Raw genomic sequence first — 24,266 nt, forward strand, 5'->3', positions numbered from 1 at the left:
ATGTTTAGAATTTTGTTACAATAGTTACAGATAAGTTGTATTGGTTTAGATAAAACAATGAAGTACTATCTGTTACTGGACTTTTAAAATTAATCCAAGTTCCATTTACAATTATTGCTGTTTTTGGAGATATATTATAACCATAACCTGCACCAATTAATATATTTGAAAAATCTAAGAGCGCTGTTTCTCCTTCAGGTAATTGCGTATCAAAAGGTGCACTACCTCCAGAAACTATAAGAGTAACATAGTCTTTCCTGGCGTTTACATTTATTTTGGTTTGCGCCATTAAATTAAAATAGGTAAACTGGTCATCTCTTAATACAGACAATTTGGAGGTTAATAAAATATCTTCCCAGGTTTTTGTTCCTCCAACATTTAGAGTAATAAAGTTGATATCATTTTGCAATCTAGAAAAACGAATTCCTGCTTGAACTTCATAGCCATTACCTATCCCTTTATAAGCATCTCCATATAAAATGAATTTAGGGAAAAATATATTTCCAAATAAAACACCAGCATTTGCATATAAAGTAGGAGAGAATATTCTTGAATAGTTAACACCTCCTTGAACACCAACTCCAGATCTTCTTGCTGCATAATTTACATTTGCACCAAACGTGTTTTTCTCATCGTATTTATGGCTATAGCCTAAACTTGCAATAGATGTACTAAATGCAACAGAATCTGAACTTGCTTGCAAATAAGTTGCTGCTAGTTGGTTTTTAAGTTGTGCTGCTCTTAAAACCTCTAAAGTTAAACCCCATTGTTGTTTTTCGTAAGGATTATCAATTTCTCTAAATTTTTGATAATAATAAGCAGAATCATATTGTTGTAATAATTCGAAAACGACCCCTTTTTTGTATAATAAAAAATTATCTTCAGGTGTTTTTTCTAATTTATTATTTATAAACTCTAAAGATTCATCATTTGGTTTTTGAATAATATGTAAATTTACCATTCTCATTAATGATCCTCTATCAGCTGGATTTAAGGCAACAGCAGAATCATAGTTTACCAATGCTTCTTCAACTAAACCTTCTTCCTCTTGGTTTCTTGCTCTGTAGAATAAAACTTCAGCAAGTGCATTTTTAACATTTCTATCATAAACATATACTGTTCTTAGAGAATCTAAAACACCTTTAGCTTCATCATATTGTTTATTTTGAGAATATAGATTTGCTAATTTTAATTTAAAGTTTTTATTATTTGGATAAAAAGTTAAAGCACTTTTTCCATAATTGATTCCTTTTTGATAATCTGGAATTGCAGATGATGCGTTTATGGCAATATCTAATAATCTTTTGTTATTATTTTCTCTTGTTAAACCATCCTCTACAAGTGGTAATACAGCTCTATATCTTTGTTCTCTCATTAAATAGGTAGCATACGCTTCTATTTGACTTACATATAAAGTTGGGTATCTTTGGCTTAATGGATAATTTTGTTCTAATGATCTAGTTATTTCTAAAGCATCATCAAATAATTCCATTTGTTGATAAAGGGTAGATTTTTTTTCTAAATAATCTGGATTATCTGGATCTAAGCCTATTAATTTGTCGATTTGATCTGTAGCTTCATCATATCTTTCTTGTAAAAGATAAATACCGAAAATTTGACTTTCAGATTCTTCTGTAAAATCTGGGAAGTTTACTAATTCGTTAAAAATCTCTAAAGCTTCTCCATATTGTTTGTTGATTACTAAATCTTTTGCTCTATTGTAAATTACCAAATTATAGTCTGATGTAATATCAGTATCGTTAGGGAATTTTTCATGAAGTTCAATTACTTCTTTTTCAAAACGCTCTTTATCTTTTATAGGTCTGTAAAGTTCTTTTAATTGAACTAAAAGTTTTTTATTATTTGGACTTCTTTTAATGTTTTTCTTCAAGAAATACTCAGCATCAACATCATAACCTTTTCCTAATGCGTTTTTAATAACATAGGCTGTAGATTCTGAATTTCCATTCATTTCTGCCAATTTCTTATTGATCTCATACGTATCATTATACTCATTGAAACTTGCAGATTGTTGCATTAAGTAAGGTAATGTTTTAGAGTGAAGCTCAGGAAACTTATCCTTACTAACATTAGGATCTGTTTGTATAAATACAATAGCTTCTTCATGTCTACCTAATTGCTCTAATAAACCAACTTTCTTTTCAATTAATTGTCTGTCAGAAGGTAATTCGATAAGAGATCTATTTGTATATTGTAGAGCAACTTCTGGATTTCCTTTTAAAATTTCATTTCGAATAAGTCCTAAATAAGCATCTTTGTTGGATGGGTTGTTATCGATAATCGTTTTATAAATTACGTTAGCATCGTCGTAATTTTTATTTTTTAAAGCATCATTTCCATCACCAATCATAATGTAATTATACCTACTTTCTATTTCAGTATCATTAGGATAAATTTGGTAGATTCTTTTTAACGCTCTTTCAGCTTCTTCAAAATTCCCCATTTCTTTGTAAATTTCTATTTTACGTAGATGCCAGCCTCTACTATATGGAGTAATTTCTAATAATTCATTTACAAAACAAATAGCATCAGAATATCTTTTTGTTGTTTGCTCTATAGTTACTAAATATTGCAATACATCAATATCTTTTCTTCTTTTGTCGTAAACTTGTTTTAATACATATCTTGCAGTATCATATTTACCAAGTTGAAGATTTGCTTTTCCTAAAAGAACTTTTAAATCTAAGTCGTTTTTAGATATTTGCAGTCCTCTCCAGCTCATTTTTGCGGCTTTCGTAAAGTTTTGTTCTGCAATATCTTTTTTAGCTTCTTCGAAATATAAATCGGAAGAATCAAATTTTTGAGAATAAATATTTAATTGTGATAGCAAGATCACAATAAAAATTAAAATTGATTTATTTATTTTCATAACTAATAATCGGTAATTTATGTTTTTATAGGCTCAAAATCTGAATCTGAGCTTTTATCTTTTTTTAATCTTTCAAAAATACTAGGTTTCTTTTCATTAGTGCCTCCAGAGTTATTGTCTTGATTATTATTACTGTCATTGTTGCTGTCAGATTTTTTCTTCTTTTCATCTTCATTATCAAATCCTTTTCTAGTCATAGTACCCCAAGCTAATTCTTGAGAAGTAACGTAACTGAAATATCCTTTTAAAGAGAAGAACATAATCATAGGGTGATATAAAATTGGTTCAATAAATGCAGTTAAGAATAACGTAAGAACTTCTTTAGTTGTATTATAATATTTAAACGTCATTTGATCCCAAATAATTACAATTGATGAAATCATAATAGCAAAAGTATAGGAGTACAAAAGGATTAATGGCGCAAAATTCCAGTTTACATATCCGTAGAAAAGTAAAAAAACTGAAAATAGAATACCAAAAGCTTCAATTATTGGCGCTAAAAACTCAAAAATAAAAATATATGGAAATGTAATTAACCCCAATCTTTTATAACTTGGATTAAATAATATTTTTCTATGTTCACTAAACATTTGAAATAATCCACTGGCCCATCTTGTACGTTGTCTTCCTAAAATTTGGATGTTTGGTGGTCCTTCTGTCCAACAACAAGAAAGAGGAATGTATCCTATTTTATAATCAAGTCTGTTGTTCATCATATGAGCCGCCATTCTTGTCATCATATCCATATCTTCTGCATGAGAATCTGCTCCATAACCACCAGCTTTAATGGCTATATCTTTATCAAACATACCTAAACCTCCAGATACATTAGGGACAGAATTTATTAATTCCCAACCCATTTTTCCTAAAAGATAAGATCTAATATATTCTAATTCTTGAAAACGAGGAATTAACGCTTTTGGAGGTCTTACTCTTGTAATAACTCCTTCTTCAATTTCACAGTTATTAGACATTCTTAAGGTGGCACCCACTGCAATTACAGTAACTTTAGAACTTAAAATTGGTTTAATCATTTTAGTAAGGGTGTTCCTTGCTAAAATACAATCTACATCTGTATTTAAATAATAAGGAAATACGGATGCATTAAGACCTGCATTAAAAGCATCTGCTTTTGTACCTCCGTTTTCTTTATCGATAATTGTTAAAATCTCGTATTTAGGATTTTGAGATTTAAATGTTCTTTTGTAAGGTTTTGTTTTAATTTTTTCTACGTAAGCGAAAGGTGCTTCCACTAGATCAAATTCTTCTATAAGTAAATCTAATGTTTTGTCTTTACTACCATCATTCACAATAATAACCTCAAAAAGTGGATAGTTTAATGTTAATAAAGATTTTACATTTACAATAATTGTTTTTTCTTCATTATAAGCTGGCGCAATTACAGAAATTCCTGGAGCAAGAGGTGAGCCTAATAATTCTTCGTCATCAATATCAGTATTATAACTTTTATATCTATTTATTGCTATAAAAGAAAATATAGCTAAAACTATGTAACTTAAAATTAGAGAAGTTGCATAGAAGAATATAAAATACTCATAAATTTTTACAAAAATTTCAAACATCTATTTGTATTTAATTAACGGAGTTTCAATATGCTGTAAAATGGTTAAATCAAAACCTTTCAAAGAATTTTTCATGTTTTGAAAAGCGATTTTTCCTTCGTAACTATAATTTAAGATAGCTTCAGCAATAATTTTTTTGGTATCAGTATTATTTGTTTCTTTAAAAATTTCCTGTAAAAAATTTAATGATTTTCCAGAATTAAATTTTCTAATAGTTTTTACAATCGCAACTTGGCATATTTCAGGTTCAGTATAATATCTATCAATTAATTCTTGTTCTGTCTCAGATATATTTAGTTCACCTAATGTTAAAATAGCTTCTGCTCTAACTAACTCATTATCGTCTTCTAATTTTTCAATTAAAATTTCGTTAATACCTCTTTGCTTAAAGAACCCAACCATTTTAATCAAAAAAACTACTAAAGATTGGTTTTTAGAATAGTTAATCCATTTTCCTAACCCTTCTAAATTACCTCTTTCTTTTTGAAGTTCCAAATACTGCATCAATTCAATTTCATCCCATTTACTTAAATCTCGATCAAATTCATCGAAAAATCGGTAGGGATCATTGGTACTTAAGGCAAGATAAGAATTTCTTGCTTCACTTCGAATCATTTTATTCTTACTGTAGGCATATCTTAAAACTTTTGAATCAAATTTATTTAAATCTAAGACAAAAGCTTCTTGGAAAGCGTCAATTTTTTCACTGTTAGAGCGTGAATCGAATTTTCTTTCTAAATGTTCTACAATACCTAAAGCACTAATAATTAGTGGGTATTTTTCAGATTCTTTATGTTCGTTTTTAAAATCGACTAAAATACCAACAGCAATATCTAAAGATTCTCTGTTAACTTCATCTACAATATCTTCAAATTTTGTGAAAATTTCCTGTTCAGAATAATTTTTATCAGTAAAAAGAATATCTACAAATAATTTAACGATTTCAGGCACACTATTTTCTAATGTTTTCTGTAATCTATTATGTCTTCTTCTAATTGTATAAATCGTTATCATAAGAGCTAACGTTGCAACTACAAAAACCATTGTTAGTACAATGGTAATTTGTATAATTAGAGGAAACGTTTTTATCTTATAGATAAAAGAAAGGAACCACTCAACGAAATTCATTTACTTTATGTTGTTTTAGTTTAATCGTTTAGTGGGGGATTATATGTGTTATAGATTTTAAAAGTAATCAAATATATAATTAATTAAATCATTATTCTTTCAATTACCTTTCTTTATAGATGAATCACTTCATCATAAGCATCAGCAACAGCTTCCATCACAGCTTCACTCATTGTAGGGTGAGGATGTATCGTTTTTAATACTTCATGACCAGTTGTTTCTAATTTACGACCTAGCACTGCTTCAGCAATCATATCTGTAACACCTGCACCAATCATATGGCATCCTAACCACTCACCATATTTTGCATCAAAAATTACTTTAACGAAACCATCTGGAGTTCCTGCTGCTTTGGCTTTACCAGATGCAGAAAAAGGAAATTTACCAACTTTTAATTCGTAACCAGCTTCTTTTGCTTTTGCTTCAGTTAAACCAACAGAAGCTATTTCTGGAGTTGCATAGGTACAACCAGGAACGTTTCCATAATCGATTGGTTCTGTATGTAAACCTGCTAATTTCTCTACACAAGTAATTCCTTCTGCAGAAGCAACGTGTGCTAAAGCTTGTCCAGGAACCACATCTCCAATAGCATAATAACCAGGTATATTTGTTTGATAATATTTATCAACTAAAATTTTATCTCTATCAACAATAATTCCAACATCTTCTAAGCCGATGTTTTCTATGTTCGATTTAATTCCAACAGCAGATAATAAAATATCAGCAGTTAAAGTTTCTTCTCCCTTTTTTGTTTTTACTGTGGCAACAACACCTTCACCAGAAGTATCTACAGATAAAACCTCAGAACTTGTCATTACTTTAATCCCTGCTTTTTTAATTGAACGTTCAAATTGCTTTGAAATATCAATATCTTCTACAGGTACTACATTTGGCATGAATTCTACAATAGTAACTTCAGTACCCATTGCATTATAAAAATGCGCAAACTCTACACCAATTGCTCCAGAACCTACAACAATCATAGATTTTGGTTGCACAGGCAAAGTCATAGCTTTTCTATAACCAATTACTTTTTTGCCATCTTGTGGTAAATTTGGTAATTCTCTAGAACGAGCTCCAGTTGCAATAATTATATTGTCTGCAGAATATTCAGTTACAGTTCCATCTTCAGCAGTAACATCTACTTTTTTACCAGTTTTTATTTTTCCAAAACCGTTAATAATATCGATTTTATTTTTCTTCATTAAAAAAGCAACACCTTTGCTCATTCCATCTGCAACTCCTCGACTTCTTTTAATTACGGCATCAAAATCTTTATCAATAGATTCAGCTTTTAAACCATATTGATCAACATGTTTTAAATAATCATAAACTTGAGCAGATTTTAACAACGCTTTTGTTGGGATACAACCCCAGTTTAGGCAAATTCCTCCTAAAGATTCTTTTTCTACAATAGCAACTTTAAAGCCTAATTGAGAAGCTCTAATTCCAGTTACATATCCTCCAGGTCCAGATCCAATAATAATGATGTCGTATTTCATGTTGATTTTATTTGAAATTTTTAGAAATTAAAGTTAAAAGTAATAACATTTTTCAACTTTCTGTTTGATTTTTAATGTTCTTATTACAAATTTATTAATATTTAATGATATGATAATCTATCAAGGATTTTTTCATCATAATCATATCAAGTAATTTGCTAATGATAGCTTTTTCTACATTCTTTCAGGAACTTGAATTCCTAACAAAGAAAATGCCGATTTTATGGTTTCAGCAACTTTACGTGCCAACTGTACTCTAAATATTTTTTTATCTTGATTATCTTCTCCTAAAATGGATACATTTTGATAAAAAGAATTGAATTCTTTCACCAAATCGTAGGTGTAATTCGCAATAATTGCTGGCGAATAATTTGTGGCAGCTAATTGAATAGTTTCAGGAAATAACGCTAATTGCTTTAATAATTCCTTTTCTTTTTCGTGTAATTCTATAGATACAGGATTCGAATATTCAAAATCTGCTTTTCTGATGATCGATTGAATTCTAGCATACGTATACTGCATGAAAGGACCCGTATTTCCTTGAAAATCTACAGACGATTTTGGATCGAACAAAATTCTCTTTTTAGGATCTACTTTTAATACAAAATATTTTAAAGCTCCTAAACCAATAGTTTTATAAAGCTCTTCTTTTTCTTCATCAGAATACCCATCTAATTTGCCTAATTCTTCAGAAATTTCTTTGGCTGTGTCAGACATTTCTGTCATTAAATCATCAGCGTCAACTACAGTTCCTTCTCTCGATTTCATTTTACCAGAAGGTAAATCTACCATTCCATAACTTAAATGATGCAACTGTTTAGCCCAATCAAAACCTAGTTTTTTCAAAATTAAAAATAAGACTTGAAAATGATAATCTTGCTCATTACCAACAGTGTAAACCATTCCTCCAACATCTGGAAAATCTTTTACACGCTGAATGGCAGTTCCAATATCTTGGGTCATGTACACAGCTGTTCCATCTGAACGTAAAACGATTTTTTCGTCTAAACCATCATCTGTTAAATCGCACCAAACAGAACCATCTTCTTTTTTATAAAAAACACCTTTTTCTAGTCCTTGTGCAACTACATCTTTTCCTAATAAATACGTGTTACTTTCAAAATATAAAGTATCGAAATTAACACCCATGTTTTTATAAGTAACATCAAAACCAGCATATACCCAAGAATTCATTTCTTTCCAAAGAGATACAACTGCTTCATCTCCAGCTTCCCATTTTAAAAGCATTTCTTGTGCTTCTAAAATTATTGGCGCTTGTTTTTTTGCTTCTTCTTCGGTTTTTCCTTCGGATATTAATTGCGCAATTTCCTTTTTATATTCTTGGTCGAATTTTACATAATAATTTCCAACCAATTTATCACCCTTTAAACCAGTTGAATCTGGAGTTTCTCCTTCTCCAAATTTTTGCCAAGCCAACATCGATTTACAAATATGAATTCCTCTGTCGTTTATAATTTGAGTTTTATAAACTTTTTTTCCTGATGCTTTGATAATTTCTGCAACAGAATAGCCCAAAAGATTATTTCTTACGTGTCCTAAATGAAGTGGTTTATTGGTGTTTGGTGATGAATATTCAACCATCATTGCTTTTTCATCCGCCTTTGGCGAAACAAAACCAAAACTAGAATCGTTGTAAATTGAGTTAAAAAAGTTGAGATAAAAGGCATCATCAACAACTAAATTTAAAAAACCTTTTACAACATTGTAACTGGTAATTTCCTCAATATTTTCGACTAAATATTTCCCTAAATCTTCACCAATAGCAACAGGATTGCCTTTTTTGTAACGTAATAAAGGGAAAACAACTACTGTAATATCACCTTCAAATTCTTTTCTTGTTGGTTGAAAATCTACAGCTGGAATTTCTATATTGTATAAAGCTAAAAAACCTTCTTTTACTTTGGTTTCTATAGTGTTTTGAATGTTCATTTGATTGCAAAAAATTGAAATGCGAATTTACATAAAATATTTGTTTTAGAAGATGATTTAGAAGTCAATTATACAACTGAATTTAAACTAGTTTACATTTCGATTAGTAAAATTAAACTAGCTTTAATAAGGATTAATTTTATCAATAATAATCGAAAATAAAATATTTGATAATGGGTTTTACATACTGTAAAATAAGATGATTATCAATTTTATATAAATGGTTTTCAGTTGATGTTTTATTTCAATTAAAGAAATTTAACCTCCAAATTGGAAATTTAATAACGTTTACTACTTAAAATTGTATCTATTTCATGGTTTTATCAGTTTTAATGATAATAAACCAGCAACGATAAAATACTGTTTCCGAGTATTAAATTGTACTTTTGCACAATGGAAAAACGTTTAGAGCAATTACCAAAATTAGCAGAAGAAAGCCTGAAAGAAAATAGAAAATATTTTGCTAATTTAAAGAAAAGAACTCCCAAAAATTTGGATTATGTGATGCAAGAGTTGCATGATGCTGAATTTGCAAAAACAGATTGTTTAGACTGTGGAAATTGCTGTAAAACTACAAGCCCAATTTTTACTGATAAAGATACTGAGCGTATTTCGAAACATTTTAAAATGAAAGTTATCGATTTTACAAACACTTATTTGCAAAGAGATGAAGATAATTTTATGGTTTTAAAATCGTCTCCTTGTTCTTTTTTAGATGAATCTGATAATACCTGTTCTATTTACGATGTTCGTCCAAAAGCGTGTGCAGAATATCCACATACAAATCGTAGAAAATTTATCGGAATTACAGATTTAACAATTGAAAACACATTTATTTGTCCTGCAACCCATAGAATTGTAGAAAATCTTAAAAAAGTATTGCCTTTAGTATCTAAAGTAAAAAAGAGAAGAAGTTAAGTGTAAAACGAATCCTTTTTTCTGTAGTTTTTATTGCATCATAATTCATTAATTTTCATTAATTTTAGGGTCTAAAAAACAGCGAACTTGCTTACACAATTATCCATAAATAACTACGCTTTAATCAATCAATTAACCATTGATTTTTCTTCTGGTTTATCCATCATTACTGGTGAAACTGGTGCAGGAAAATCTATTTTATTAGGTGCTTTAGGATTGGTTTTAGGGAATAGAGCAGATTTATCTTCTTTAAAAGACACCTCTAAAAAATGTGTTGTAGAAGCTAAAGTGGCAATTGCTACTTATAATTTAAAAGATTTTTTTGAAGAAGTTGATTTAGATTATGAAGAATTAACAATCATTAGAAGAGAAATTTTACCCTCTGGAAAATCGCGTGCTTTTGTAAACGATACTCCTGTAAAATTATCGGTTTTAAATGAATTGAGAGAAAAATTAATTGATGTACATTCTCAGCATCAAACCATGGAATTGTCTGACAATAGTTTTCAATTTTCGATTGTAGATGCCTTAGCAAAAAATCAAGATAAAATAGATTCTTATAAAAGAGGATTTGTAAAATTGAATCAGCTTAAAAAAGAATTACAAGGTTTAGAGACGATTCAAAAAGAAGAAAATCAGCAATATGACTACAATTTGCATCTTTTTAATGAATTAGAAGAAGCAAAAATTAAAGTTGATGAGCAAGAAGAATTAGAAGACAAATTAGAAAAGCTCAATAATATTGAGGATATAAAATTAAATTTATCTGAAGCGTTAGAAATTTCTGCTAACGATGAAATTGGACTTCAAAACTTATTAAATTCTTTAGAAAATCGTTTGTCTAAAATCGCTTCTTTTTCTAAAGAATATCAAGAATTATCATCAAGAATTACATCCGTTAAAATAGAGGTTGATGACATTGTTTCAGAATTAGAAGACGCGAATGAAAATGTGGAATTCAATCCTAATGAAATAGAAGAAATTAATGATAGATTGCAGTTGCTTTATAATTTGCAAAAAAAACATTATGCTTCTAATAATGAAGGTTTACTAAAAGTTTTCGAAGAATTATCAGAAAAAGTAAGTCAGGTTGAAAACGCAGAAGAAACCATCAACAATAAGAAAAAAGAGATTGATGATGTTGCTGAAAAATTAGACAAAGTTGCAACGTTAATTACAAAAAGTAGAGCTGATGCAATACCTAGTCTTAAAAAAGAATTAGAGTTTTTATTGGCAGATTTAGGAATGGAAAATGCTCGTTTTTCAATCAAAATAAAACCAACTAAAAACTATTTTGCAAACGGAAAAGACGAATTAGAGTTTTTATTTTCTGCAAACAAAGGTGGTAATTTTGGCGAATTGAAAAAAGTAGCTTCTGGTGGAGAATTGTCTAGAATAATGCTTTCAGTAAAAACGGTTTTATCTGCAAATACACAATTACCAACCATCATTTTCGATGAAATTGATACTGGAGTTTCTGGAGAAGTTTCCAATAAAATTGCTGCAATTATGCAACAAATGAGTAAAAATATGCAAGTAATTGCCATTACTCATTTACCACAAATAGCATCGAAAGGAAAAAACCACTACAAGGTGTATAAAGAGGAAATAAAAGGAGTTACTACAACCAATTTAAAGCAATTGTCTACTGAAGAAAGAATCAAAGAAATTGCAGAAATGTTAAGTGGTAAAGATATTTCAGATTCTGCTTTAACACATGCTAAAGAGCTTTTGAATTAATAAGAGAAAAGAGAAAAGTGAAAACACAACAGGAAAACTAAAAACCAACACCTAACAACTAATATGTACAACTTACTAAAAGGAAAAAGAGGAATTATTTTTGGAGCATTAAACTCACAATCAATTGCTTGGAAAGTTGCTGAAAGAGCGCATGAAGAAGGAGCAGAATTTGTGTTAACAAATGCACCAATTGCCTTGAGAATGGGCGAATTAAACGAATTAGCACAAAAAACAGGTTCGCAAGTTATTGCTGCAGATGCTACTTCTATTCAAGATTTAGAAAACTTGGTTGAAAAATCTATGGAAATTTTAGGAGGTAAAATCGATTTCGTTTTGCATTCTATTGGTATGTCTGTAAATGTAAGAAAAGGCAAACATTATACAGATCCTAATTACGATTTCACCACAAAAGGCTGGGATATTTCTGCAGTTTCGTTTCATAAAACTATGAATGTTTTATACAATAAAGAAGCCATGTCAGAATGGGGTTCTATAGTTGCTTTAACTTATATGGCTGCACAAAGAGTGTTTCCAGATTATAATGATATGGCCGATAATAAAGCGTATTTAGAAAGTATTGCACGTAGTTTTGGTTACTTTTTTGGAAGAGATTATAAAGTTCGTGTCAACACAATTTCACAATCGCCAACACCAACAACAGCAGGAAGTGGTGTAAAAGGTTTTGACGGTTTTATAGAGTATGCAGAAAAAATGAGTCCTTTAGGAAACGCAACAGCTTTAGAGTGTGCAGATTATACAATAACTATGTTTTCAGATTTAACCAAAAAAGTTACGTTGCAAAACTTATTTCATGATGGAGGATTTTCAAATATGGGAGTTAGTGATCCTGTAATGGATAAATTTGAGTAATATTTTTTGGAGCTATTTCCAGCTTTTCACTATATCTTTTTGCTGAAAAAGCAAAAAGGATGTCGTTTCAATCTGGGCTAAACTTGTTTGTTGGCTTTTAGGTAATAAACAAGATATTTATTAAATTTAAATAATTACAAAAAGACCTGACAGGTTTTTAAAACCTGTCAGGTCTGATGAAAAAGAATAATGAAAATATTTAAAAAAGTAGATAAAATTTTAGCATCTTTTGGAAACGTAAGAGCAATGAAAAGAACTCATGTTGATACTTTTACTGAAGAAAAAATCAGTAATATTAAAAGTGAGAAATATGGTGTTTCAGAATATGGAATTTTATATATTGATTTTCAGGAATTAGCAGAATATTTTTTTTTAGAAACTACTATTTTGAGCAATACAGATTTTAAAACAAATAAAGGTGCTACTTTAACCTTTAAATCTGAAACTACAGAATTAAATTTAAACTCAGATGATTATATGATTGAATCGGATTTTTCAAACGTATCAAACAGATATATCACAAAAATCAGTTATCCTGTTTTGAAAGAAGAATTGATGAAAGTTCAAAATAAAGATTTCTTGTCTGTGGAATTTAAGGTTAAAAAACACACTATAAATTTCCAAGTAAATATTAAAAATTAAAAGTAGACAGGATGTTTAATCCTATTAGGTCTAAAATAATATAATTATAAAATGCAAATCTATTTAGGTTTGCATTTTTTGTTTAAGCTTGTTTTTGTAGTTTCGTGTAAATTAATTTATATGGGTTTTTTTAAGAAAATTGATAAAGTATTCAAATCATCAGAAAGTTTTAATTTGATGGAGAGAACAGAAGTAGATCTTCAAATAGAAGAAAATATTAAAACTGTTGGAATTGATAAATTTGCAACATCTAAATATGGAGATTTATATTTGAGAGTAAATGAATTAGGTGGTTTTTTAATTTTGGAAACAATTATTGTAAGCGCTACAGATTTGAAAAGCAAAAAAGGAAGTTTACTAACTTTTAGCAACGAAAACGAAATTTTAAAATTAGAATCTGACGAAAATAAAATTGAATCCGATTTTTCGAATGTCGTAAAAAAATCCGTTACAAAAATAGATTATAATATTACTGCAGAAGAAGCTGAGTCTTTTAAAGAACATACATATAATGAAGTTCGTTTTAAAATTAACGGAAATGAAATTTTATTCTCTGTAATAACTTTATAAATATTGAAACTCAACTTTTCCATCATAATTCCAGTTTATAACCGTCCAAAAGAAATTGATGAGTTATTAGAAAGTCTTACCAAACAAGATTTTTCTGATGATTTTGAGGTTTTAATAATTGAAGATGGTTCCACAGAAAAATGTGGATCAATTATAGAAAAGTATACCAATCAACTAAATTTAAAATATTTCTTTAAAGAAAATAGTGGAGCAGGAGCCAGTAGAAATTTCGGAATGCAAAAAGCATTAGGAAACTATTTTATCATTTTAGATTCAGATGTAATTGTGCCTAAACAATATTTGTCTGAAGTAAAAAAAGCATTAGAAAACAATTTTACAGATGCTTTTGGAGGGCCAGATGCAGCACATAAAAGTTTTACTGCTTTACAGAAAGCTATTAATTATTCTATGACATCCGTTTTAACAACTGGAGGAATTCGTGGTAAAAAGCAGGCAGTTGGCAAATTTCAACCTAGAAGTTTTAATTTAGGTTTGTCAAAAAAAGGGTTTGACAAAACAAAAGGTTTTTCAAAAATGAAAAACGGAGAAGATATCGATTTAACTTTTAGACTTTGGGAAAATGGTTTCGAAACCCAATTGATAGAAAATGCTTTTGTGTATCATAAAAGAAGAAGTTCCATCAAACAATTTTTTAAACAAACTTTTGGTTTTGGAACAGCAAGACCGATTTTAAATCGAAAATATCCACAAACTTCAAAATTGACTTATTGGTTTCCGAGCTTGTTTATTGTTGGTTTAGGTTTAGCAATTTTAGGTTTCCTTTTCGGATTTCCTCAACTATTATATTTTTATGGATTTTATTTTGTTTTAATTTTTATTGATTCTTTATTTCAAAATAAATACTTACAAGTTGCTTTTTTAAGTGTTGTAACCACTTTAACTCAGTTTTTTGGATATGGATTAGGGTTTTTAAAATCGCAATTTCAACTAAAGAAATAAAAATAAGATAAAAAGATCTAATAGACAAAACTAAAAAGTAAAATCATCTGGTTTTATATATAAAATCTGTTTCAAAAAAAAACTCTCAATTTCTTGAGAGTTTTTTGCTTATATTTTTAAAATATATTTATTTTAAAATTTAGTCTTCAGGATTTAAAATTCCTAAAATAAAACCATCTGTCAAATATTTTTTAGCAACCATTTGAATATCTTTTTTCGTAAGTGAATTTACTCGCTCTTCAAAAGATGCTGTTTCAGAAGCATCATCTTTCATGTAATCGATATTTTTAATAGTATTTAACCAATAGCGATTTCTCTTAATATTTTCATTATGGTCTAAAATTTGTGCTTTTTTGGTTTTCATTAAATCTTCATCAGAAGGACCATTTTTAACCATATCTGCGACTTCTGCTATAGCAATATCTTTTAGTTTGTCCACATTTTCTGGTGCACAAGGAAATGAAATTGAGAAATTATAACTGCCATAAGGCATTTTAGAAATTCTACCTGAAGTTCTAGAAGAATATACACCACCTTCTTGTTCACGTAATTTTTCAGTAAGTTTTATACCCACAATTTCTCCTAAACTTTCAAAAGCTAAAGCTTCTTCTTTATCATATTCTGCTTCACCTTGATACATAATTCTAACGGTACTTTTAGGATCTTTACCTTTCTTAACGATTTTTGTATGCGAACCTTTCATCGGTCTAAAATCATCAATTTTATACATTTCTTTAGAGTTTGTACTTGGTAAACTACCAATATATTTCATGGAAAATTCGGCCAATTTTCGCTCATCAATATTGCCAACAAAATAAAATTTAAAATCGCCAGCATCTGCAAAACGCTCTTGATATTTTTTGTATGCTAAATCGTAATCTGCAGCATCATATTTTTCAGGTGATGGAAAACCTGTATATCTTGGGTTATCAGCATTCATAAAATCTGATATTTCTTTTTGAAAATAGAAACTTGGACTTGCTAATAAATTTCCTAAAAAGCTTTTGTCTTTATTAATAGAAGAATTAAATGCTTTTTCATCCTTATTTAAAGATGTAAAGTATAAATGAACTAATTGAAATAATTCCTCTAAATCTTTTGGAGAGGCAGATCCATTAAAACCTTCACTTAAACTCCCAATATAAGGTCTTGCACTTGCAATTTTTCCAGACATCATTTTGGTCATATCAGAAATTGAATACCCATTAATTCCTGCTTCTGTTAAAGCTCCATTTGCAAAAGAGGTCGCCATTAATTCCTCATCAGAATATAATGAAGTACCTCCAAAACTAAAGGCTGTAAACAAAATTTCATCATTTTTAAAATCTGTTTTCTTATAGGTTACAGTTGCTCCATTATTTAAAGTGAACGTTTTGGTGTCTAATTCTTTGTTTTCAGTCATAGCCACAATTTTACCCATTGTAGGTTCGCTTGTCATTAAAGACGCTGCAACTTCTGTATCTTCATAAGGCTTTAATTCCATTACTTTTACAGCTTTTAAAGCATCTAAAACTTCTTGTTCTGTAACATTTTTTTCTGGTCCAGTAATAATTACTACACGATTATCATCATGAATAAAATCATTAATAACCATATTTACTTCATCCAAAGTTATGGTTGGCAACATTTCTTTATTGAAATTAAAAGTCCATTCTTCTCCAGGAATAGGGCTTTCTTGTAAAAAATTATTGATATAAGCACCAACAATTCTTCCAGATTCTTTTTTATCACTATCCTTAAAAGATTTTTCAACACGCGCTAAAACACTCTTTTTAGCTCTTTCTAATTCTCCTTTTTTAAAGCCGAAACGTTTTACTCGTTCACTTTCTGCCAACAACGTTTTTAATGCTTTTAATTGACCATCTGAACTTGTACCAGCAACAGATTGATAAGCATCTCTGTTTTTCGCATACGTTCCTCCATGATAGCTGAAACCATATATAAAAGGCGGGTTTTCTGCATTTCTTAACTCGTCTAAACGATTATTTAGCATCTGTGCAAATAAAGATTCTACTACGTTTTTTCTATATTTTGCAACAGTTTTAGTTGGTTCAGAATCTGTGTAATCTTTGTACATTAACTGTACTTGAGAAAAAGGCGCTTCCTTATCAGCTTCTATTGCAACAAAAGTTTCTTTATGATTCTTCATTGAAAAAACTTCTCTTTCTCTTGGATTTTCACTTGCAGGAATTTTACCAAAATGTGCAATAATTTTTGCTTCTAATTTAGCGACATCTACATCTCCAACAGCAATAACTGCCATTAAATCGGGTCTGTACCAATCTTCTTGAAAACGACGAATACTTTCATAGCTAAAGTTTCTAATGCTTTCTTCAGTTCCTATTGGTAACCTGTCTGCGTATTTAGAGCCATACATCATTTTTGGTAAATATTGCTCCATCATTCTGCTATCTGCACCACGTCTAGATCTATATTCTTCTAAAACTACGCCTCTTTCTTCATCAATATCTTTTTCCTCTAATAAAGCACCTCCAGCCCAGTCTTCTAAAATATCAAAACCTTTTTCTAGTTTTTCATCATCATCACTTGGAATTGGTAAAATATATACAGTTTGATCAAAACTAGTATATGCATTTAAATCTGCTCCAAATTTCACTCCAATTGATTGCAAATAATCTACTAATTCGTTCTTTTTAAAATTTTTAGTTCCATTAAAATTCATGTGTTCCATAAAATGGGCAACACCTAGCTGGTCATCATCTTCTAAAATAGAACCAGCATTAATTGCTAAACGAAGTTCTACTTTATTGGCTGGCTTTCCATTATTTTGAATATAATATGTTAAACCATTTGGTAGTTTTCCAATTTTTACTTTATTATCAATTGGAATTTTTTCTGAAACTTTTGTTTCATTTACGGCTTTTTCGACAGTTGAGTTGGTTTCTACAACTTTTTTCTGCGAATCACAAGCAGTAATAAAAATTGCAAAAAATAAAATAAATACGATTTTTTTCATAGTAATCAGTTTTTAGTTAAAAGTTAGTTGCTAATATAATTACTAAATTTTAATTAAACTAAACTTTTAGTTCGTTTTGTAGTTAGTTAATTACATCAACTATAATTAAAAACGAAAATGAGATTAAAAAGTTTCAAATTCTTTTATATTTGGGAATGAATTATTTTCCTTACAGATTTATTAAATATTCCTTCTTTTTTGTTTTGCTTTTACAAGCTTGTAAAAAACAAATAGATTTAAATGCCAAAAAAGACAAAAATCTTATTTCTTATGTAAATCCGTTTATTGGAACTGGTGGTCATGGACATACATATCCAGGAGCAACAATGCCTTTTGGGATGATGCAACTCTCTCCAGACACAAGATTAGATGGTTGGGATGGTTGTTCTGGTTACCATTATTCTGATGATGAAATCTATGGATTTTCACACACGCATTTAAGTGGAACAGGTGTTTCCGATTATGGAGATATTTTATTAATGCCAACTAATAAAAGCATTCTTAATAATGGAGCTGATGGTAAAGAAGGCTATAAATCTAAATTTTCTCACGAGAAAGAAGTTGCAGAACCTGGTTTCTATAAAGTGCATTTAGAGGAAACAAATATTGATGTAGCATTGACGGTTTCCAAAAGAAGTGGAATCCATAAATACAGTTTTCCATCAGCAGAAAACCAATTCTTAATTTTAGATTTAGAGCATCGTGATGAATTACTCGATTTTCATATTTCCATATTAAATGAAAAACAAGTTAGTGGCTGGAGACATTCTAAAGCCTGGGCAACAAATCAAAAATTATTTTATTATATAGAATTTTCGCATCCCATTAAAAACCCTGATAGAAAATATGTTGTTGCTCCAAAAAAAGAAAGTTTTGAGTTTATCAACCCAAATAACAACCCCGTTTTTATTAAAATAGGAATTTCTGCAGTTGATGTTGAAGGCGCAAAAAAGAATTTAAAAGGCGAAATTGGAAATCAAACTTTTGAGCAAGTTAAAAAAACTGCACAAGATTTTTGGGAACAACAATTAGAGAAAATTGTAATTGAAGATACAAATGAAGACAATAAAGTAAATTTTTATTCCTCTATGTATCACGTTTCTATTGCTCCAAATTTATATCAAGATGTAGATGGAAGGTATAGAGGAATGGATTTAGAAGTTCACGAAGCTAAAGATTTCGATTATTATACAGTTTTTTCTCTTTGGGATACTTACAGAGCTGCACATCCATTATACACAATAATTGAGCAAGAAAAAACCAACGATTTTATCAATACTTTTTTAGCAAAATATGATGAAGGTGGCATTATGCCAATTTGGGATTTAGCAGGGAATTATACAGGTTGTATGATTGGATATCATGCAGTTCCTGTAATTGCTGATGCATATTTAAAGGGCATTCAAAATTACGATGTAGAAAAAGCCTTTGAAGCCATGAAACATTCTGCAACAAGAGATAAATTAGGATTAGATTCTTATAAAGAACTTGGTTTTATTCCTGTGGAAAAGGAATCTGAATCGGTTTCTAAAACACTAGAATATGCTTATGACGATTGGACAATTGCACAAATGGCAAAAGAGTTAGACAAGCAAGAAGATTATACAAACTATACTGAAAGAGCACAATATTATAAGAATATTTTTGATCCAGAATCTCAATTTATGAGAGGTCGTTTTAGAAATACTTGGTTTGCGCCTTTTGATCCATATGAAGTGAATTTTAATTATACAGAAGCCAATTCTTGGCAATACAGTTTTTATGTTCCTCAAGATATTGCTGGTTTTACAAAATTGTTAGGAGGAAAACAACAATTAGAAAACCAGTTAGATGAATTATTTGCTGCAAACGATAAAACATCAGGAAGTCATCAAGTGGATATTACTGGTTTAATTGGGCAATATGCACATGGTAATGAACCAAGTCATCATATGGCTTATTTGTATGATTTTGTAAATAAACCAGCAAAAACACAAGAAAAAATTCGTCAGATTTTAACTGAATTGTACACAAATACTCCAGATGGAATTTCAGGAAACGAAGATTGTGGACAAATGAGTGCTTGGTATATTTTCTCTTCATTAGGTTTTTATCCTGTAACTCCAGGATCTAATCAATATATAATTGGTTCACCTTTGTTTCAAAAGGCAAGCATCAATTTAGAAAATGGAAAATCTTTTACAATTGAAGCAAAAAATCAATCTGCAGAAAATAAATACATTAAATCTGTAAAGTTAAATGGTGATAATTATGAGTATTCTTACCTTAATCATACAGCGATTATGAATGGTGGAAATTTAGTTTTTGAAATGACAAATCAACCCTCAACTTGGGGAACAAAAAACGAATTTATTCCATCAACAAAAATAGATGAACACGTAATTGTGGCATCTCCATTTATAGCAAAAGGAGATATTGCTTTTAAAGGAAGTACAGAAGTTAGTTTAGGGAATGTAGATAAAGAAGCTAAAATCTATTATACTTTAGGGGATGATTTTCAGGAATATAAAAAACCATTTACAATTTCTGAAAAGGAAACGTTAAAAGTTTATGCAGAAAAAAAAAATGTAAAAAGTAAAACAATTATCACAGATTTCTACAAAATAGATCCAAATCTTAAAATCGAATTAAAAAGTGAGTATGCAAATCAGTATAATGCTGGTGGAAATAATGCTTTGATTGATGGAATTATTGGGACAGAAGATTTTAGAACAGGCACTTGGCAAGGCTATCATAATACAGATTTAGTGGCCATTGTTGATTTGGGAAAAGAAGATAATAAAGCAGGTGAATTAGAAATTAATTTTTTAGAAGACCAACGTTCTTGGATTTTTCTACCTTCTGAAGTAGAAATTTTAGTTTCTTCGGATGCTAAAAATTATAAATCTTTAGGTGATTATTCAGTCGATAATACTAAAGAAAATGAAAATGTAAAAATCCAAGAATATATTTTTAAATATCCACCAAATACAAAAGTTAGATACATAAATATCATCGCAAAAAAATTAGGCAAACTTCCAACATGGCATTTGGGCTATAAACATGATGGAAGAAGTTGGTTGTTTGTAGATGAAATTCAAATTAAATAAATAGTTAAAAAATGATAAAAAAAGTAGTTTTTGCACTCTTAGCAATTGTTTTAGTCAGTTGTGATTCAAATCAATCTAAAAAAGAAAGTTTAAGCGCATCAAAAGATTTTACAAAATATGTAAATCCAATGATTGGAACCAGTAAAATGGGACACGTTTTTCCTGGAGCAACAGCACCTTTTGGGATGGTTCAATTAAGTCCGCAAACAAACTTTGAGGTAATGTTTAAAGAAGGTAAATACAATTCTAAAACGTATGAATATTGTGCAGGATATCAATATAAAGACTCTACAATAATTGGTTTTGCACACACTAATTTTAGTGGAACAGGTCATTCAGATTTAGGAGATTTATTAATAATGCCCACTGTTGGAAATTTAGTTTTAGATCCTATTAAAACAGAAAAAGGAGAAAAAGGATTTTATTCAAAATTTTCTCATGAAAATGAAATTGCAAAAGCAGGTTATTATAAGGTAGATTTAGAAGATTATAAAATTAAAGCAGAATTAACGACTTCTGAAAGAGTTGGTTTTCATCAATATACATTTCCAAAATCATCAGAATCTCACATTTTATTAGATTTGGTGTATAATGTATATCATCATGATAATAAAAATGTATGGACTTTTTTACGAGTAGAAAACGATTCAATTGTAACAGGTTACAGACAAACAAAAGGTTGGGCAAGAACTAAAAAAGTATTTTTTGCGATTAAATTTTCAAAACCGTTTAAAAGTTATGGTCATAAAAAATATGATAAAACAACTTATAATGGTTTTTATGGACGATTTGACGAAAGTAATAATTTTCCAGAAATGGCAGGGAAAGATATTCGTGCTTATTTTAATTTTGACACCAATGAAGGTGAAAAAATAAAAATGAAATTTGCTTTATCTCCAGTAAGTGCAGATGGAGCAATGAAGAATTTAGAGGCTGAAATTCCACATTGGGACTTCAACAAAACTAAAGAAGAAACTCAAGAGAAATGGAATAAAGAGCTGTCAAAAATTGAAGTAGAAACTATTGAGGAATCTCAAAAAGAAACTTTTTATACAGCTTTATATCACACCATGTTAAGTCCTATTTTATATGAAGATGTAGATGGAAAATACAGAGGTTTAGATCAAAACATTCATGAGTCAGAAGGATTTACCAATTATACCATTTTCTCACTTTGGGATACATACAGAGCTTTACATCCGCTTTTTAATGTAATTCAGCAAGAAAGAAATAACGACATGATAAAATCTATGTTGGCGCATCAAGAAGAAAGTGTGCATCATATGTTGCCAATTTGGAGTCATTATGCAAACGAAAATTGGTGTATGATTGGGTATCATGCAACTTCAGTGATTGCAGATGCCATTGTAAAAAATGTTGGAGATTTTGATAAGAATCGCGCTTTAAAAGCATCAGTAGCAACTGCAAATGTTCGTTATTTTGATGGAATAGGAGATTATTTAGATTACAAATACGTGCCAGATGATAAAAGCCATTCTTCCGTTTCTAAAACTCTAGAATATGCTTATGATGATTGGACAATTGCTCAAATTGCAAAAAGTGTTGGAGATTCATCTTCAGAAAAAACATTTTTAGAACGTTCAGAATATTACAACAATGTTTTTAATCCTAAAAATGGCTATATGAGCCCAAAATTAGCTGATGGAACTTTTAGAAAAAACTTTGATCCTTTAGATACACATGGACAAGGTTTTATTGAGGGGAATGCTTGGAATTATGGTTTGTATGTTCCTCATCAACTAGATAAAATGGTAGAAATGATGGGAGGAAAAGAACATTTTTCTCAACATTTGGATTCGTTATTTACCATGGAATTAGATGATAAGTTTATTGATAAGCACGAAGATATTACCAGAGATGGAATTATTGGAAATTACGTTCATGGAAACGAACCTGGACACCATATTCCGTATTTATACAATTGGACAGATAATGAATATAAAACACAAGCAAGAGTTCGTATGATTATGGATACCATGTATGGAACTGGTGTTGATGGTTTGTGTGGCAATGATGATGCAGGACAAATGAGTGCTTGGTATATTTTTTCCTCATTAGGTTTTTATCCAGTAACACCAGGTTCTAATCAATATGCTTTAGGAAGTCCACTTATAAAAAATGCTATCTTAAATTTAGAAAACGGAAATACTCTGGAAATTTCAACAGAAAACCAATCTAAAGAAAATGTATATGTTTCTAAATTAACTATAAATGGCAAAATAATTAATAGAAATTATATTTTACATAATGAAATTATGAATGGAGGCAAATTTGTTTTCACAATGTCTAATCAACCAAATAAATAGATACTGGAGTAAATTCAACATAAAATGGAAAGAAGAAATTTCTTAAAAAAAGCATCAGCTACTGGTTTAGGATTCGTAGCAATTTCATCAACATTAATTAGTTGTGATGAAACTAAAGAAGATAAAAAAGCAATTGTTGCATCAACTTTAGAGACCATAAAACCTCTTGTAATTGCTACTTGGAAAACAGATTTAGCTGTAGAAACTGCAGCAGCAGTTTTAGAAAAAGGAGGAACTGCATTAGATGCTGTTGAGCAAGGTTGTAGAATAGAAGAGGCAAACGAAAAAGGACAATCTGTAGGAAAAGGTGGTTTGCCTGATAGAGATGGAAATGTAACTTTGGATGCTTGCATAATGGACGAAAAAGGAAATTATGGAGCAGTTTTAGGTGTAAAAAACATAAAACACGTAATTTCTGTCGCTAGAAAAGTAATGGAAGACACGCCTCATGTAATGTTAGTTGGTGAAGGAGCTGAAAAATTTGCAGTAGAAAAAGGTTTTGAAAGAGAAGATTTATTGACAGAATCTTCTAAAAAAGCTTGGGAGGAATGGAAAATTAAATCAGAATATAAGCCCATTATCAACATAGAAAATCACGATACTATTGGTATGTTAGCCATTGACAAAGCAGGTAATATTTCTGGTGCTTGTACCACAAGTGGTTTGGCGTATAAAATGGCTGGTAGAGTAGGAGATTCGCCAATAATTGGTGGAGGTTTATTTGTAGACAATGAAATTGGAGGTGCTTCTGCAACAGGTTTAGGAGAAGAAGTTTTAAAAACAGTTGGCAGCTTTTTAATTGTGGAATTAATGCGTCAAGGAAAAACGCCACAACAAGCGTGTGAAGAAGCTATTGGAAGAATTGTAAATAAACCAGGAAAAGATTTTAAAAACTTTCAAGTTGGTTATATTGCAGTCAATAAAAAAGGAGAAACAGGAGCCTATTCTATTCACGAATGGTTTAGCTACAATATTTATAAAAACAAAGAAAACAAGAATATAAAATCAGATTTTTTTAATAAAGCATAATTTTTTTTGAAGCTATTTCCTGCTTTACGCACTCGCTTTTTTTATTAAGAAAAATAATAAAAAAGAGCTCAAACAAATGCTTCAATCAGGG

Annotated in this window: 15 protein-coding genes; 9 read left to right on the plus strand and 6 right to left on the minus strand. The window is 29.7% G+C overall.

Annotated features, from left to right (window positions below; all coding sequences use genetic code 11):
- Positions 1-4: 4 nt before the first annotated feature.
- The 5 genes from LPB03_RS16260 to argS all read right to left on the minus strand — a co-directional run bounded on the left by LPB03_RS16260 (position 5) and on the right by argS (position 9,053).
- Positions 5-2,857 (minus strand): tetratricopeptide repeat protein, encoded by a 2,853-nt coding sequence (locus LPB03_RS16260; RefSeq protein ID WP_170324244.1) that lies wholly within the window; start codon positions 2,855-2,857, stop codon positions 5-7.
- A 50-nt stretch (positions 2,858-2,907) separates the two neighbouring features.
- Positions 2,908-4,473, minus strand: coding sequence for a glycosyltransferase family 2 protein (locus LPB03_RS16265; RefSeq protein WP_231953116.1), 1,566 nt, complete (start codon positions 4,471-4,473; stop codon positions 2,908-2,910).
- Positions 4,474-5,601: a HEAT repeat domain-containing protein gene (locus tag LPB03_RS16270; protein WP_139059011.1), complete on the minus strand. Its 1,128-nt coding sequence runs from the start codon at positions 5,599-5,601 to the stop codon at positions 4,474-4,476.
- A gap of 113 nt (positions 5,602-5,714) precedes the next feature.
- Positions 5,715-7,103, minus strand: a complete 1,389-nt coding sequence (gene lpdA / locus LPB03_RS16275) for a dihydrolipoyl dehydrogenase (protein WP_065320687.1) — start codon at positions 7,101-7,103, stop codon at positions 5,715-5,717.
- A gap of 174 nt (positions 7,104-7,277) precedes the next feature.
- Positions 7,278-9,053 (minus strand): arginine--tRNA ligase, encoded by a 1,776-nt coding sequence (argS, locus tag LPB03_RS16280; RefSeq protein ID WP_065320688.1) that lies wholly within the window; start codon positions 9,051-9,053, stop codon positions 7,278-7,280.
- Positions 9,054-9,446: 393 nt separating this feature from the next.
- On the opposite strand from argS, the gene LPB03_RS16285 reads away from it, so the two are divergent.
- The 6 genes from LPB03_RS16285 (at position 9,447) to LPB03_RS16310 (ending at position 14,753) form a co-directional block, all read left to right on the plus strand.
- A complete protein-coding gene (locus LPB03_RS16285) occupies positions 9,447-9,971 on the plus strand; it encodes a YkgJ family cysteine cluster protein (protein ID WP_065320689.1) in 525 nt (174 codons plus the stop codon).
- A gap of 87 nt (positions 9,972-10,058) precedes the next feature.
- Positions 10,059-11,711: a DNA repair protein RecN gene (gene recN / locus LPB03_RS16290; protein WP_065320690.1), complete on the plus strand. Its 1,653-nt coding sequence runs from the start codon at positions 10,059-10,061 to the stop codon at positions 11,709-11,711.
- A gap of 63 nt (positions 11,712-11,774) precedes the next feature.
- Positions 11,775-12,581 (plus strand): enoyl-ACP reductase FabI, encoded by an 807-nt coding sequence (locus LPB03_RS16295; RefSeq protein ID WP_065320691.1) that lies wholly within the window; start codon positions 11,775-11,777, stop codon positions 12,579-12,581.
- A 189-nt stretch (positions 12,582-12,770) separates the two neighbouring features.
- On the plus strand, positions 12,771-13,223 hold the full coding sequence (locus LPB03_RS16300) for a hypothetical protein (RefSeq protein ID WP_065320692.1): 453 nt from the start codon (positions 12,771-12,773) through the stop codon (positions 13,221-13,223).
- Positions 13,224-13,343: 120 nt separating this feature from the next.
- The gene (locus LPB03_RS16305) at positions 13,344-13,793 is read left to right on the plus strand and encodes a hypothetical protein (protein WP_065320693.1); all 450 of its coding nucleotides are present in this window, start codon (positions 13,344-13,346) and stop codon (positions 13,791-13,793) included.
- Positions 13,794-13,796: 3 nt separating this feature from the next.
- Positions 13,797-14,753 carry a glycosyltransferase family 2 protein gene (locus LPB03_RS16310; RefSeq protein WP_065320694.1) on the plus strand — a complete coding sequence of 319 codons (957 nt, stop codon included), beginning with the start codon at positions 13,797-13,799 and terminating at the stop codon, positions 14,751-14,753.
- Positions 14,754-14,892: 139 nt separating this feature from the next.
- Here the strand turns inward: LPB03_RS16310 and LPB03_RS16315 are convergent, their stop codons facing one another.
- Positions 14,893-17,730 (minus strand): M16 family metallopeptidase, encoded by a 2,838-nt coding sequence (locus tag LPB03_RS16315; RefSeq protein WP_083187381.1) that lies wholly within the window; start codon positions 17,728-17,730, stop codon positions 14,893-14,895.
- Positions 17,731-17,885: 155 nt separating this feature from the next.
- On the opposite strand from LPB03_RS16315, the gene LPB03_RS16320 reads away from it, so the two are divergent.
- Genes LPB03_RS16320 through LPB03_RS16330 form a run of 3 tightly spaced genes read left to right on the plus strand, consistent with a single transcriptional unit; the run spans position 17,886 to position 24,175 of the window.
- Positions 17,886-20,819, plus strand: a complete 2,934-nt coding sequence (locus LPB03_RS16320; protein ID WP_065320696.1) for a GH92 family glycosyl hydrolase — start codon at positions 17,886-17,888, stop codon at positions 20,817-20,819.
- Between the two features lie 11 nt (positions 20,820-20,830).
- The gene (locus LPB03_RS16325; RefSeq protein ID WP_065320697.1) at positions 20,831-23,146 is read left to right on the plus strand and encodes a GH92 family glycosyl hydrolase; all 2,316 of its coding nucleotides are present in this window, start codon (positions 20,831-20,833) and stop codon (positions 23,144-23,146) included.
- A gap of 24 nt (positions 23,147-23,170) precedes the next feature.
- Positions 23,171-24,175 carry an isoaspartyl peptidase/L-asparaginase family protein gene (locus tag LPB03_RS16330; protein ID WP_065320698.1) on the plus strand — a complete coding sequence of 335 codons (1,005 nt, stop codon included), beginning with the start codon at positions 23,171-23,173 and terminating at the stop codon, positions 24,173-24,175.
- Positions 24,176-24,266: the final 91 nt, after the last annotated feature.

Origin of the sequence: Polaribacter vadi (assembly GCF_001761365.1) — a bacterium.
Classification (GTDB): domain Bacteria; phylum Bacteroidota; class Bacteroidia; order Flavobacteriales; family Flavobacteriaceae; genus Polaribacter; species Polaribacter vadi.